13 protein-coding genes and 1 pseudogene are annotated in these 13885 nt (G+C 40.6%); 11 read left to right on the top strand and 3 right to left on the bottom strand.

Going from position 1 to position 13885, the window contains the following annotated elements:
* Positions 1-22: 22 nt before the first annotated feature.
* Both DUN60_RS07475 and DUN60_RS07470 read right to left on the bottom strand, forming a co-directional pair.
* Positions 23-1243: a DUF3103 domain-containing protein gene (locus tag DUN60_RS07475; protein ID WP_114633640.1), complete on the bottom strand. Its 1221-nt coding sequence runs from the start codon at positions 1241-1243 to the stop codon at positions 23-25.
* A gap of 325 nt (positions 1244-1568) precedes the next feature.
* On the bottom strand, positions 1569-3392 hold the full coding sequence (locus tag DUN60_RS07470) for a M4 family metallopeptidase (RefSeq protein WP_114633639.1): 1824 nt from the start codon (positions 3390-3392) through the stop codon (positions 1569-1571).
* A gap of 615 nt (positions 3393-4007) precedes the next feature.
* Between DUN60_RS07470 and DUN60_RS07465 the strand changes: the two genes are divergently transcribed.
* The 6 genes from DUN60_RS07465 (at position 4008) to DUN60_RS07440 (ending at position 8931) form a co-directional block, all read left to right on the top strand.
* Positions 4008-4538, top strand: a complete 531-nt coding sequence (locus DUN60_RS07465; protein WP_114633638.1) for a hypothetical protein — start codon at positions 4008-4010, stop codon at positions 4536-4538.
* A 132-nt stretch (positions 4539-4670) separates the two neighbouring features.
* Positions 4671-5327 carry a hypothetical protein gene (locus DUN60_RS07460; RefSeq protein WP_114633637.1) on the top strand — a complete coding sequence of 219 codons (657 nt, stop codon included), beginning with the start codon at positions 4671-4673 and terminating at the stop codon, positions 5325-5327.
* Between the two features lie 132 nt (positions 5328-5459).
* Complete coding sequence (locus DUN60_RS24440) at positions 5460-5975, top strand: hypothetical protein (RefSeq protein WP_162808201.1); 516 nt, start codon at positions 5460-5462, stop codon at positions 5973-5975.
* A gap of 141 nt (positions 5976-6116) precedes the next feature.
* The gene (locus DUN60_RS07450) at positions 6117-6980 is read left to right on the top strand and encodes a DUF2806 domain-containing protein (RefSeq protein WP_114633635.1); all 864 of its coding nucleotides are present in this window, start codon (positions 6117-6119) and stop codon (positions 6978-6980) included.
* Positions 6981-7194: 214 nt separating this feature from the next.
* Entirely contained in the window at positions 7195-7728 is a 534-nt protein-coding gene (locus DUN60_RS07445; protein ID WP_162808216.1) for a hypothetical protein, read from the top strand.
* A gap of 138 nt (positions 7729-7866) precedes the next feature.
* Positions 7867-8931 (top strand): HEPN domain-containing protein, encoded by a 1065-nt coding sequence (locus tag DUN60_RS07440; RefSeq protein WP_114633633.1) that lies wholly within the window; start codon positions 7867-7869, stop codon positions 8929-8931.
* Positions 8932-9076: 145 nt separating this feature from the next.
* Here DUN60_RS07440 and DUN60_RS24665 read toward each other — a convergent pair whose 3' ends face one another.
* A complete protein-coding gene (locus DUN60_RS24665; RefSeq protein ID WP_244212212.1) occupies positions 9077-9226 on the bottom strand; it encodes a hypothetical protein in 150 nt (49 codons plus the stop codon).
* A gap of 33 nt (positions 9227-9259) precedes the next feature.
* Here DUN60_RS24665 and DUN60_RS07430 point away from each other — a divergent pair, with 33 nt between their 5' ends.
* The 5 genes and pseudogenes from DUN60_RS07430 to DUN60_RS07410 all read left to right on the top strand — a co-directional run bounded on the left by DUN60_RS07430 (position 9260) and on the right by DUN60_RS07410 (position 13758).
* Positions 9260-9799, top strand: coding sequence for a hypothetical protein (locus DUN60_RS07430; RefSeq protein WP_114633632.1), 540 nt, complete (start codon positions 9260-9262; stop codon positions 9797-9799).
* A gap of 120 nt (positions 9800-9919) precedes the next feature.
* A pseudogene (locus DUN60_RS24965) lies at positions 9920-10219 on the top strand (hypothetical protein); the annotation flags it as partial.
* A 298-nt stretch (positions 10220-10517) separates the two neighbouring features.
* Positions 10518-11936, top strand: coding sequence for an SLC13 family permease (locus DUN60_RS07420; protein WP_114633631.1), 1419 nt, complete (start codon positions 10518-10520; stop codon positions 11934-11936).
* Between the two features lie 6 nt (positions 11937-11942).
* A complete protein-coding gene (locus DUN60_RS07415) occupies positions 11943-13298 on the top strand; it encodes an ATP-binding protein (RefSeq protein ID WP_114633630.1) in 1356 nt (451 codons plus the stop codon).
* On the top strand, positions 13285-13758 hold the full coding sequence (locus tag DUN60_RS07410) for a response regulator (RefSeq protein WP_010438444.1): 474 nt from the start codon (positions 13285-13287) through the stop codon (positions 13756-13758). The genes DUN60_RS07415 and DUN60_RS07410 overlap by 14 nt, the downstream gene beginning before the upstream one ends.
* Positions 13759-13885: the final 127 nt, after the last annotated feature.

Genomic DNA, 13885 nt, shown 5'->3' with positions numbered 1-13885 from the left:
GCCCTAATCAAGAAAGTACCAACTACTCTGTAGGAGAGATAGTCACCGGGGCGAACGAAGCTACTGCATTTCCGCCGGCACCTGGGTGATCAACATAAGAGGTGTTTTGCATTAAGGTGTAGTACACGTCCACAAAGTCATCATCATTCACTAATACACCATCAGGAATCACATCGATAATCTTGCCTGTGATCTGAGGGATGATCGCGTAACCCTGAACTTCTGGATCAGGAATCATCTTCAGTATCTCTTCTGCGGCTTGAACTAAGAGTTTTGCTAGCGCTTTATAGTCTGTTCCATCATCGTGCTCCATTAAGATCATATCTGCAGCGCCCCAACGGTAGCGAGGCCAGAAAATGACGGTTTGATTTGGGTAGTACGTCTGTTTGTCATAATCCAGATAAGGCATTTCTACTAGATCTATTTGAGGCTCTAAGCGGCTTGAATCTACCCCTGTCACAATGGCATAGATTTCAGCTTTTCCAGAGATCCACGGTTCTTGGTCTACAGCCAAACGAATCTTTTTTAACTGAGTGGTATTCAACGGCTCAGGTTCTGACATAGCCATGGAGCGCGTAGCCTTACCAATAAATGTTTGTGTCTTAGTGCTACGGCTTTCACTGTTGCTGCTTGTGTTTTTGGAGCCTGAATTAATTTGCGTTGTTGTACCCAGTTTCTGCATTTCAGCCTGCATTGCCATTAAGCCTGCTTTGAGCTCTTCAGCACCGTTGCTATCGACGACAAATACTGGGACGTCTGGCATTTGGTACACATCGAGTTCATGAACCTGTCCGTACACGTCATACGCTTCAATGTATTGCCAATTCGAATCATCACCTGATGGTTCAAACGCAAATAATGGGCTTTCGCCGTTTTTCCAGGCTTCAATCATCGCTTCATCAGCCATGCGAATTTCTAACACAGAGTCGCTGAATTCGTTGATCCCTTTCATTTTGCGATAACCAAGGTCCGCTTTCTGCATCCTGCTTGAAAATGCAGAGTAGGGCTGAGTAGAGCTCAATTTATCGACAGGCGCGGATAAGTTCTTTTCTGAGATTTGAGCCTTTAGGGAAAGCTCAAGATCGGAATAACGCTCGCTGATTTGTAAAGCCAAAGATTGCTTTTGCGCTGCGCTACTTTCTGCAATACCTAATGAATCAGTTGTCTCAATATTTTGCGCAAAAGACTGGAAGCCAACCACTGTCGTTGCAAGCACCATACTGATAGAAATAGATGGTCTCATAAATAATCCTTATTTTAATTTTTATCATTAATAGAGCATTTGCCCTATAAGAATTAACCTATCAGTAACGTGAATGTGTTTAAAAGTTAGTCAGTTATTTTTGTTTCGTTGTGCAGCACAGGATCTCAATTTAAACTGTTTTTATAAAACAATGCCTAAGTAACCTTGATATTTATAAATTAATAAACGTATCAGTAAATAATTTACAATATTATTAACTACACTGGTGTTTCACGAAAAAACCTACTCAAAGTGAGTAGGTTTTTATTTCGCGGTTAACCGCTAGTTCTTCGTTTTATAACTTGTTTAAGAGGCTCGCTCTAACTCAATCTAAACGTAATGTTAGCCCTGAGTAGTTCGAGTATCCGCGCAGTAACACATGATAGGTTACACCCGGCTGAGCGCTCACACTGCACTGCTCATTGTTTCCAGCACGATAAGGGCGACAGTCGTAACTTGATGTGGTTGGCTTGCTTCCTGATTTCACATAAAGGTCTGCATCGCCTGAACCGCCAGACATTGAAACCGTCACGCTTGATGCAGAATCAACAGTGAACGTGTAGAAGCTTTCCGAAGATTGATTCCCGCTTAGGTTCGCAATCGGTGTGCCTTTCGTTAATACATTGCCAGTTGGAGGCGTCACACCACAACTTGCATTAACGCCTACTGTATTAAAAGCATCTTCAACATCAGCAACCACATAACCCATGTCTGCTGCGGCTTTCGCTACGCCACAAGCACCGGCATCAAAGGTACTATTTGCCGTCCAATACAGTTGGTTTGCGACTGTGAATATTTCAAAGCCCTTACGTACATTCCAACCCGATTTGTTCGCTAAAAGGTAAAAGGCGCGGTTGTAAACACCGCTAGATAAGTGAACGTTCAAACCATCGTAGTATTGAGAGACATGATCAATCGAGCGACCATCTTTTGAAGGTTGATCAAAGTAACGCAAACCACCTTCAGACTTGAATATATCGCTACCGACCACCCAATCCACATTGCCACGCAAGTAGTATTCAGCCGCTTCGCCCGCAATGTCTGAGAAGGCTTCATTCATACCGCCTGACATATTTCTGTACACAAGACCGGAGTTTTGCTCGGTGAACCCGTGGCTGACTTCGTGCGCGCTTACGTTGATATCGACTAATGGGTAAAAGGTATTTTTGCCATCTCCAAAAGTCATTGATGTACCATTCCAGAAGGCATTTTCATAATCCGTGCTGTAATGAACTCGCATCGTCAGCTGGAAAGTTAACGGCGACGTATTCATCCACTCTTTGTACATATCGAATACGACATTACCAAAGTAGTGCGCATCGTTAAGAGGCGAGTATGCCCCGTTAATGTATTTATGATCGGTGTAGTTGGTTCCGTCGGCACAGTTGTAGCTGTAGGCTGCGCTGCCGGACGTTCCGTTCCTCAAATCGACTGTCTTAACTGATTCATTTTCTAACGTACAAGTTGTGCCTGTTTTGTCGATGGGAAAGCTAGGGAAGTCACTACCATATTCATATCGAGTGGTTTTGAGGTTGCCACCTGGGCCTGTACCTAATGCTTTAGCGTGGTTTAGCCCATTCCATTTTTGGAGCACATCGCCAGTCGTGGCATCAATAAAGTAGAAAGGGCGCTCTGGCATAGAGGACGCGATAAAGAAATCGACCAGATACACCACTTGGGCGACTTGGTTCTCATCCAATCTCACCATCAGTTTCGCGTTTTTATTTTCAATCGACTTTTTGCCGACGGTAAACGTGCGATGAGAGGATATCGCAGCTTCAATCGCTTGTTCTCGATTCAGTTTTGGCGCGATGCTGGATAGGTCTCCACTGATCCCCTGTGCCATGGAGCCGAACACCTGAGTGGGTTGGTTCTTGGAGAGAGTGGCCACGACCGAAGTATCAAAGACGGGTAAACCTAAGTGAGTTTGTTGGTAGCGGACCTTCGTTTTTCCATTGGGCAATACCACCCGTTTAACTTCAGAAAAACCTAATTCTAGTGGAGCAACACTCTTCGACTGCGCGACGAGGCTTTGTTGTAGCAGTGTATCGTTATCGACTCTGACCATTTCTGCAGCGTGTGCATTAAAGCCAAAAGATGTACCTAGAATAGCTGCTATTTTCCAGCTTAGTTGACGTTGTTGGTTCATTTTTCGTTCCTGATTTTAATATAAACTCCTTCTTCCCAACGGCTTTATAGGAAGTCTATATGCAACACGCTAATGCCATGTGTTGCGAATCAAGATTGGAAGAGCATTTGGAACTATGACAAGTTTATCAGGGAGATTTATTTTTAGAGTATGTAATTCAAAGTTTACAAAGGTTCTTATTGATCAAATTGTTTTTATAAAATCCAATTTTATTATTTATCGTAAACATATGAAGGGTAGGGGGTTATTAAAATCCGGTTTGTTTGAATTTATAGAATAACTTTATCTAAGTTAACCTCGATATTTTTCTGATTTAATCTTAATTATAAATTAGTACATAACCAGATTTTTGGAAGTGGAAATACTGTCTTTATTGTCAATAGTAAACTTGTTTTAACAATACCACTAAGTACAGAACTCAACTTTTCTACATTTGATCTTGTTAGACAGAAAAAATCTACATTTTCTTGTTCAATCACAAACTAAGAACGATAAATTGTTGTTATGAATAAAGTAAGTCGCTTAAGATAAGCTACATAAGAAACTAGACAGAAAAACTCTGCATTTAAATACAGAATTTCTCTGTCTAATAGCTGTTAGTATTAAAGGATAAATATGAGTATCTTGCATGGATTTTCTGAACCACGCGACATGTTGTATAAATTATTAAGAGATGGGCGAAAGTGTCATATAGCAGAAAGCGTCGAATGTAAATTTGATCACCTTTTTAATTTTGTTGTAACAGGCCATTCGATAAGAGATTGGTGTATTGATTTCCTAAATCTAGATGGTGCAGGTAAAAACGCTTTTCATATCAGATGCAATCAGAGTGAATATCTAGAGTATTGTCGAGATATAGCAAACACATCTAAACACTTTCGTTTAAGTGATGGTGTTCGGAGTGTGTCAAATGTGGCTTCTGCACAAGAAGAATACGTAGACTTAGATGGCGACTTCAATAAAATACCAGGTACTGAACAGAAAAAAAATAGTGCCATGATAGTTTTACCTAGCAATGAAGAAGTTGAATTGTTCTATTTTATACACGGAGTAATTAGTCAATTCAAAACTATATTTACTGAATACGATATTCCTTACGACAAGGAAAAAATGCATCTTAATTATTTGGTCGCTGTGCACATTTAATACTAACAAGTTGCTTAAACGGAATAAAAAAAATCGGTTATCGCTTCGCGATTTTAACCAACCATTTTTATCCGCTTAGCAAGGCGTTATGTGTTGGTTCGGGATATCTCGATATATTTGATAAAGTGGTGTATGAGTTTGAACGGAAAGAAAAAAATTGTTGGTATGCTTGAAGAGTGCCATAGGGATCTTACGCATATAGAAGGCTCGATGGGGGAAGTGGAGTCTCTGACTAAAGAGTCTTTGCTAAATATTCACCTTTTCAAGGCTATTAATAATGAAGTCGATCTGTGGCTTCGAAATCGAAATAATAACTCGGTAGTAACACTCGCAAGCAGAAACATTTTTGAATTGTACTTAATCCTGCTTGAAGTCAACTCAAATGAAGGTTCATTAAAAAGGTTTTATGCTCAGTTAGCAGGTGACAGAGACGATCTAAACGCTGCATTTGTGAAAAAGTGTAAAGCGGTGGGTTATACCATACCAGAAGGCGCTTTAAGTGTTTTTCAGGAAGAGACGACTACTCTTCCTTTTGAAAACGTCATAACTCGCCCTTTTAATATGCGGAATTTAGCTAATGAGCATGATTATCTAGAGGACTATGATTTTTTCTATAAATTAAGTTCAAAGCTTATTCACCCCTCGGCACTAAAAGTATTCGGTATTGAAAGCGATAGTCCACAATATCAAGTGGTGGCGATGGCGGGATATCATTTTGTCTCGAAAGCTACAGACTATGCAGTGAATCTATACAATGACCAGCTAGCATCGCGCGCAGCCAACACATAACAAGTAATTTAAGCAGACTGTCAACGCTTGGCATTTTCAACTTGGTTGAGCCTAAGTGATTTCGGTGGCAAATTTAAGTGTATTGGTAGCGTTGTCAGCTACTTAATTGGGCGTCAGGGCTCAGAGGCAAATATGAAACAATTACAGGATCTGATTAGTTCAGATTTTACTGAAGCTAAGATTGATTTAGATAAATCTGATTGGCATGCTGAAATACCAAATAAGCCTGGTTGGTATTTCTTAGCTACTGATACACCGTTAGAAATCCTTAAAGGTCTTCCGGCTCCTCCCAAGACATATGCAAATGAAGCTGATGAGACTAAAAAGTGTAAGAACTATAATTTAGGTCAAAGAGCTCGATCTCTATTTGATTCACCACTCATTATTTCAAAATTAGGGATCACGCCAGTCTATTCAGGTATGGCCAAGAAGCTCAAAGATCGAGCTCGTGAGCATACGTTTGGGCATAAAGGTACCGCAGCATTAGCCCTATCGAACTATAGTTGTTTGTATAAATATAATTGGAGCTTTTACTACCTACAAAATGAGTTAAAGACCTCTTCAAAAGCATCCGAAAAAATTATGCTTAAACTAGGTGAAGAAATGTGGCGTGCAAATAATGGTTGGCCTATTCTGAGCGCGGGTTAGAGCCCTAATAATCTGTTTAAGAGTGATTCGCAACGCTTGGCATTTTTGCTATGCGTTGCGTTTTGTGTTTAAGGTGGTATTCGGGAGCTTCGGTATTGCGTTGCTCACACCTTAACAGGGCGTGAGGGCACAGGAGAATTTATGACAAAAAATGAAATATCAGCAATTAGTCTTGGCGAGTTGTCTCAGCCAGTGACCAAATTGATTGAATCTGTTCAGTGTGCAATAGGTACATTATATGAACCGACGAAAATTCGAAAAATAGCAAAGGCAAATGCTGATGCATCGGTTATAGAAGCAAAAGCTAGAGTTGAGGTTTCAGATATTGAAGCTAGAGCTTTAGCTCGCTTGAACCATAAAGAAGTTGTTAGACAGCAGAACATTGAATCCATAATCGAAATGTCTTTGGATAACTTGCCAGACTCAGTTTCTGAAGAACTGATAGACGAAGAGTGGTTACTAAACTTTTTTGATAGTTGTCAGAATATTAGTAGAAGCTCAATGCAAATGATATGGGCAAAGATTCTTGCTGGCGAAGTCTCTGAACCTGGCTCGTTTTCTATTCGCACATTATCAGTTTTAAAAACACTGCAAAAAAATGAAGCGGAGTTGTTTTCAAATCTAGCCCAATATGTGTGGAAGCATGAGTCATCATGGGTGATCTTGTCCCAAATAGAGAAAGATGACGATGGTATTGGTTCTATGGGGATCGATGCTTTGGAGTTTCGTGATTTTGTTACTCTTCAAACATGCGGATTAGTTGAAATAAACATATGGGATGGTTATCGAATACCCTTGTGTTCATTTTCATTAGAGTACTTCGATGAAAAATACAAACTGACTTTGCCAGAAAATAAAAAATACTTTTCACTCTCAAATTGTAACCTGACAGCCGCAGGAAGAGAGCTCTTTGAAATTATATATCGCAGGAAAAATAATATTTACAAAGAACAAGTTTTAAAAGGCTGGGGTAGTGAAGATATATCAGCAATCAAAGTACCCTAACAAGCATTTAAGAGTGATTCGCAACGCTTGCCGTTTTCGCTTCGCTCAAAGTATAGGCAAGCGCCGCTCACACCTTAACGCGGCGTTAGCTGCCCCAACGGGAAGTCTTACATATATTCATGAAGTGACATATATGCAACTTATACTTTAGAATGCCCTTGTTTTTACTTAGCTGTTTATTTGGAGATAGTTCTTGGAATTGGATACTGCAACAATGGTCTCAATTGGCTCCGCAGTAGTGGCTGCGCTAGCACTACTTTGGGCTATGTATACACACTTCAGTACACGTAAGGTCGCAAAATTAACTTATGAGGTATCGCAACTTTCAGATTTTGGTGTGCCTGAATCATTCATCTCTGATATGCCTCATTCTCCAGTAGCTATTACGGTTACAAGTCGTGGTAATAAAGGTACGGACAATATTATCCTGCGACTGAAAACAACTGCACCAATTGAAAATTTCGAGGTATCTCCTACTTCTATGACAGTGATACACAACGAAAATGAGTTGAGTATCGAGTCGGCAAGATTGAATCCTTCTCAAGAAATAAAGTTGTTTATTCGGTGCGCGGGTACTCCAGTTGAAGATCAAATCCAAGATTTAGATCTAACACACTCAGAGGGGGCAGGGATAAATGAAGGTACTATCCAGTCACTCTCGTTCTCGTTTATGGGGTTAGAAATAGACTACAACCCAGTGACTTTGACGACGTCAATTGTGAGATTAGGGCCATTTAGCTTTCGGTAGGCAGCTACAAGCATTTAAGCAGACTGTCAACGCTTGGCATTTTAAACTCCGTTTGGTTTCAGTGATTTAAGTGGTAAATTTAAGTGTAGTGGTAGCGTTGTCAGCTACTTAGCTGGGCGTTATAACTAAGGAATAAATATGGCACTTCCGATGCCCCGAAAAGACATTACAAAGCTTTTGATCTCAACTCCGTCTCACTTTATTGGTCATTACGAAAATGATGTTTTTAGAGCTGTCGTTGTTAATGAAAATTTGGGTGTGAAGTCGGCGAGAAAAGATGAAAGGACTTACAAGCAGTACATCGAGGTGACAGTCGAAACTCCGGAGTACAAAAAGGACACTATTGTAATTCCTAACTATAGCCAAATTGGAGAGAACTTCTGCATTGCATTGTCAGTTCTTTTTGGGAAAGTATTTGATTCTCATGGCCTTTTGCAACAGCATGGATGGGCTTACCTTCCGGATCTCAATTCAAATCATAAAATACATAACAAAAATCTTACCATAAACAGTTCTAAGCCTAGAGTTGATTATGAAATAGAGTTAAACCTTGAGAACATAAATCTAATACAAGACGTTTTATTTCAACATGATGAGGATACTGTTGACGCTCAGTCGACCTTTTGGTACGCAGGGCGTTTTTATGTTCAGTCTCTTCGTATAGTCGAAGAAAACCCTGAACTTGCCTTTCTTAGCTTAATTACTGCTGGTGAAATATTGGCTTCATATTTTGAATATGACACTGACGATCTACTCGATGAGGGTAGTAAGCAACTACTAGAAAAACTGAAAAAACTAGGTGAAGATGGTGAACAACTTCATAAGAAAGTTAGCAAAAAGTTAATGGGTATTTCAGAGTCATTCTGTAAATTTTTAATCGACTGTTTGGATGATGAGTTTTTCGATAGAACTGAGTCGAAGCATGATTTTGAAAAGTTAACTAAATCTGATATCAAACAACGATTAAAAGCCGCTTATACTTTACGAAGTAAGTATGTGCATGCAGGAAAAACGCCTTCTGGCTGGATGTCTGTTGACTATTTAAATAATAATGAAGAAGTGCATCATGGAACACCAGTATTGGAAGATAAAGATATGAAAAAAACTATCAAGCGGTCACCGACATTTATTGGTATGGAAAGGATCATTCGATATTCACTTCTTAAATTCATAATGAAAACAAATGTGATCCGCAGAATTTAGTTATAATAAACGCTTAAGACGGACTTACAAACGTTCGCATTTTTTGTTCGGTTTAGTTGTGTGTTTAAGGTGTTTCAATTGAGTGAAGTGGCATATTTGACTATTGCAGTCAGTAGTTTAGAACGGGTTCCTGACTTATGAAGTGTTACCATACCATTTGGGTCTTCAGCTGAAGACTAAAGTGGCTTTTAGCTAGGTCGGTACCGTAGAAATAAGAATATTCAGACATGGTGCCTTCGATGAATTTTACTAACACATAAGTGTGGCAGATCATCGGTAGGGGAATCCATGTCATTCGTTATACGATTCGAATAAACTAGAGGTTGTTGTGGATAGAAAAAGTGACGGTTTGTTTAGGCAATTCAAGCGAGTTGCTATCTCATTTGCAGACTTTAAAGAAGCTCACGATATTGTTAGCTATATTAAGAATAATAAACTTTACGCTGATTTCGAAGGCAATTCTCTTGTTCTTTCTGCATTAACTAATACGATGATTTTATCTTATTGTAAGCCATTTTCTGGAAATGACTCTCGAAATCAAATTAGGGTGCCTGATCTACCTAATACCGCATTAAAAGTTCTATCACCTGACGAACTTTCCTTACATAAGTTTTTAATCCAGCTCAGGAATCAGCTTATTGCACATTCAGATTCTCAGGCTATTGAAATGAAGTTTAGTGTCCATACTTACGGGAATTTTCAAATGCTTCAGCCGGTAAGGAATAGAAGTTCAAGGTGTTTAAGTCTTGAACAATTGGATATTTTTGAAAATATGTCTTTGAAACTGCTCTCTCATGCAGCAACTTTACGTAAAGATCTGGAGCCCAAGATTATTCCGCTACTAACTGAAGAACACATCGAAAAGTAGGATGCATAGAATCGTATAACAAACGACTATGGCGGCAATGATTCATTTTTGGTTGTGTTTTCATCTCACATGGCGCCATTTCTCATCATAGAGTCAAGGAGCACGTTTCAAGGAGGAAAAATGACAAGTGACCAATTACTGGAAAAGGCACTTTATAGCAGTGCCAGCATTCATCAAGCTCATTCTTTAAAAACTTATTTGGCTGCGAATCACCTTAACGATTATTTCGGCACAACCGACAATGTGTGGCTTAAAACGAGTGAGCTGATAGACCAAACTGAGATTGAAGTTTTAGGCGAGTAGTCTGCAACGCTACAAGCGCCAGAGTTTACGGATTTTCGTATTCACAGGATATTGGAAAACGGGGTATACCCAGCTGCGTATGCTGCTTTAATGCAGCGGCATGAGAACAAGAGCTACTCGATAATGCAGCTATGCTCTTTACTTCTGAAAACCAATCAGGTGTCAAATGTCACGGATCTCCCACGCAAAGGCGAACGCTTGCCTTTTGTTTCTCGGAATTTAATTGCAACAATAAATGACATACAAACGTAGAGGTAGCGCACAGAATCGAAAAAGGGGATATCGTGATTACGTAATCATTGATCTAGCCGATAGTGAGATAGTGATAAGAGGTCGATAATTCGTTGTCGGATCTAAATTAGAACTGTAAATCTAATTTCTAAGTAGTTGTTATCTCAGGAAGAGTTTTTGTGCTATGCGCCCCTATATTAAATACATTATCCCTATTTTAATTCCTTTCATTATCCTCGTAATGCCGCTATCAGCGTTTCCATTCGAAGGTCTTACGATTATTCAACAACGCGTTATCGCGATTTTTTTATTAGCGGCATTGTGCTGGGTGTTCGAGCCCATCCCGATTTACGCGACGTCTGTTGTTATTATCGTTCTGCAGTTGTTGATGTTGTCGGATAAAGGGCTGATCTTTTTAAGGTTTGAGCATGGGCAGGAACATTTTGGTGAGTTGTTAAAATACAGCGACATAATGGCGACATTCGCCAGCCCAATCATCATGCTGTTTTTGGGCGGTTTTTTCTTAGCGATGGCCGCCACTAAGTATCGATTAGACGTAAACTTAGCCCGTGTATTATTGAAGCCATTTGGACAAGACCCAAAGTTTGTGATGCTCGGTTTAATGTTGATCACTGGTATCTTTTCGATGTTTATGTCTAACACGGCAACAACGGCAATGATGCTATCTATTTTAACGCCGGTACTGGCTGTGTTTGGCCCGAAAGACCCCGGACGTATAGCGTTTGCGCTTTGTATTCCTGTTGCCGCTAACATCGGTGGAATTGGTACCCCGATCGGTACCCCCCCGAACGCTATCGCACTTAAATATTTAGTTGGCGACAACCTAATTACGTTCGGTGAATGGATGGCATTTGGTGTGCCGTTTGTCGTTATTATGATGGCGTTAGCGTGGTTTTTAATAGGCTTTATGTACAAAGCTGACCAAAAGAAAATCGAGCTAAGCATCAAAGGTAAATTCCTTAAAACACCCAAAGCCATTGCGGTATACGCCACTTTTGCGCTAACCATCATTCTTTGGTTAATGGGCTCAAGCCATGGCATGAACTCTTATACCGTCGCTCTGATTCCTGTCGCTGTGTTCTCACTTACAGGGATCATCAATAAAGAAGACCTGAAGAAAATTTCTTGGGACGTATTGTGGCTTGTATCAGGTGGTATTGCGCTTGGTTTAGCTCTCGATAAAACTGGCTTAGCAAGGCTCGTGGTACACAGCATACCGTTTGATGCTTACTCACCATATGTGGTGTTGTTCGGAGCAGCGTTCTTGTGTTTGGTAATGGCAAACTTTATGTCTCATACCGCAACGGCTAACTTGTTAATGCCAATTATGGCTGCATTAGGTTCGTCTATGGCTTCACTCACGCCACTCGGCGGTGAGTTAACGTTAATTCTGGTTGTGACTTTTGCCGCTTCATTAGGTATGTCGTTGCCAATCAGTACGCCACCGAATGCGTTGGCTCATGCCACTGGTCATGTGCAAAGTAATCAAATGGCCAGAATCGGTATTATTTTAGGTGTGGTTGGTGTGCTACTGAGTTTTGTTATGGTGTGGGTGCTACATTCAATTGGTCACATAGGATAACGATACGTGTATCAACAAAAGCTAGAAGCACTTATCGATCGTTATTTTAATCAGACAGAACGTCGGGTGACGTGCCGTGCCGGTAACACCATTATTGAACAATCAGCGTTAAACACTCGTTTATATTATGTGTTTAGTGGAGAACTGGAAGGGTTTTATACCGAAGCGAATGCACCGCGAGTACGCGTTTTTAGCGCGGGTAGTGGGGCTTTTATAGGCGTTCATAGCTTCTTTTCAGGTAATTGGACAGCATCTTCAACGGTTGTTGCTAAAACCGATGTTGAGTTAGCGTGGATCGATAAAGACACGCCTGCAGAAGATGAACGTAACTTTGGCCCTCTTACCGCACAGTTCACACCTGTGATTGTCAATGAGTTGTCGCGTCGTCAACGCCGTGCAACACAGGAAGCGATTGCGAAACAAAAAGCGCTAGAGAAGTTACATACTGCTGAGCAAATGACAACCTTGGGTCAATTGGCTGCAGGGATTGCTCATGAGCTTAACAACGCTATTGGTGTAGTAAATAGTAAATCTGGCCGACTTGAAACGGTCATCATGGATCTACTTGAAGAAGTGCATCCAGAAGCCAGTCAATTTTTCGATTTTGGGTTAATGCATGGTCAGAAAACGTCGTCGTCAGAAGCACGAACACGTGGGCGACAATTTGAAAGAAAATATGGTTTAGACAAAAACATTGCTCGCTCTCTTGCAAAGGCGATTCCAATTGACGCTTTATCTGCAACAGACGTTATTTCAAAACATTGGCTGAAAAACCCAGAAGAAGCGATTCGTTTTTGGCAGATGGGCTGTGATTTACATGATTTACGTTTGGCATCTAGACACACCGTCGGCATCGTAAAATCGGTTAAACAACTTGGCAGAGTTGATATTGACACCGAAGAAGCGGTTGATATTAATGACTCTATTAACCATGCCTTATCGTTGTTACAAAGTGAGTTACGTAGAGTATCTGTGCGATTGAGCCCTGCAGATTTGCCGACTTTTAAAGGCTCGAAAACAGAGCTCGTTCAGATTTGGGTCAACATTGTAAAGAATGCTTGTGATGCAATGTCGAATTCAGACGATGCTGCAATAGAAATTCAAACCAGATTAAGTAAGAAAAGAATATTAGTTACGATCACAAATAACGGCCCTGAGATAGACGAGGTGACTCGTAGAAAGGTATTTCAGCCCAACTTCACCACTAAAAAAGGTGGTTTATCGTTTGGATTGGGCTTGGGTTTATCAATAGTTAAGCGGATTGTGGCGGGTTATGGCGGAAGCATCATTGTGAAAAGTGATGCTTCTAAAACTGTATTTAGAATCAAGTTACCAGTAGAGGGTGAACATGGAGAAGCTTAATTTAATCTGTGTCGATGACCAGAGAGAAGTACTGAGCGCAGTGGTACAAGATTTAGAGCCGCTGGCGAGTTGGCTGAATATTGAAGATTGTGAATCAGCACAAGAAGTGCTTGATCTCATTGATGAACTTGACGCAGAAGGCGAACACATTACCGTCATCGTGTCTGATCATGTGATGCCAGGGAAAACGGGTGTGGAGTTACTCACTGACGTGTTCCATGACAGCCGCTTTCCGAATACAAAGAAAATTCTTCTTACGGGGCAGGCCACTCACACCGATACCATCAATGCGATTAATGCAGCAGGTATCGACCGTTACTTTGAAAAGCCTTGGCAAGCAAGCACGTTAGTTGAATGCATTCGCACTCTTGTCACTGAGTACATATTTGATCAAGGGCTTGATTACACGGACTATCAGAATGAGCTTGACCAGCAGGTTGTGTTGAGACGCTTGCGCTAGTTTCTTACGTTAGTCTGCGTTAGCCATTTACGTTAGTTTCTTGCGCTAGTCATTTATGTCAGTCGCTTGAAATTATATGCACCGAAGGAAGCTTTCTGAAGGCGTTTGTCTTTGAAAGACGTAATCA

It is taken from the genome of Vibrio splendidus (assembly GCF_003345295.1).
GTDB lineage: Bacteria > Pseudomonadota > Gammaproteobacteria > Enterobacterales > Vibrionaceae > Vibrio > Vibrio splendidus_K.
This window is presented reverse-complemented; position numbering and strand designations above follow the sequence as displayed.

Bases quoted from the DNA above. Each gene is read 5' to 3' on its own strand.
- DUN60_RS07475 (WP_114633640.1), bottom strand. From the start codon at position 1,243: ATGAGACCATCTATTTCTATCAGTATGGTGCTTGCAACGACAGTGGTT.
- DUN60_RS07470 (WP_114633639.1), bottom strand. From the start codon at position 3,392: ATGAACCAACAACGTCAACTAAGCTGGAAAATAGCAGCTATTCTAGGT.
- DUN60_RS07465 (WP_114633638.1), top strand. From the start codon at position 4,008: ATGAGTATCTTGCATGGATTTTCTGAACCACGCGACATGTTGTATAAA.
- DUN60_RS07460 (WP_114633637.1), top strand. From the start codon at position 4,671: ATGAGTTTGAACGGAAAGAAAAAAATTGTTGGTATGCTTGAAGAGTGC.
- DUN60_RS24440 (WP_162808201.1), top strand. From the start codon at position 5,460: ATGAAACAATTACAGGATCTGATTAGTTCAGATTTTACTGAAGCTAAG.
- DUN60_RS07450 (WP_114633635.1), top strand. From the start codon at position 6,117: ATGACAAAAAATGAAATATCAGCAATTAGTCTTGGCGAGTTGTCTCAG.
- DUN60_RS07445 (WP_162808216.1), top strand. From the start codon at position 7,195: ATGGTCTCAATTGGCTCCGCAGTAGTGGCTGCGCTAGCACTACTTTGG.
- DUN60_RS07440 (WP_114633633.1), top strand. From the start codon at position 7,867: ATGGCACTTCCGATGCCCCGAAAAGACATTACAAAGCTTTTGATCTCA.
- DUN60_RS24665 (WP_244212212.1), bottom strand. From the start codon at position 9,226: ATGACATGGATTCCCCTACCGATGATCTGCCACACTTATGTGTTAGTA.
- DUN60_RS07420 (WP_114633631.1), top strand. From the start codon at position 10,518: ATGCGCCCCTATATTAAATACATTATCCCTATTTTAATTCCTTTCATT.
- DUN60_RS07410 (WP_010438444.1), top strand. From the start codon at position 13,285: ATGGAGAAGCTTAATTTAATCTGTGTCGATGACCAGAGAGAAGTACTG.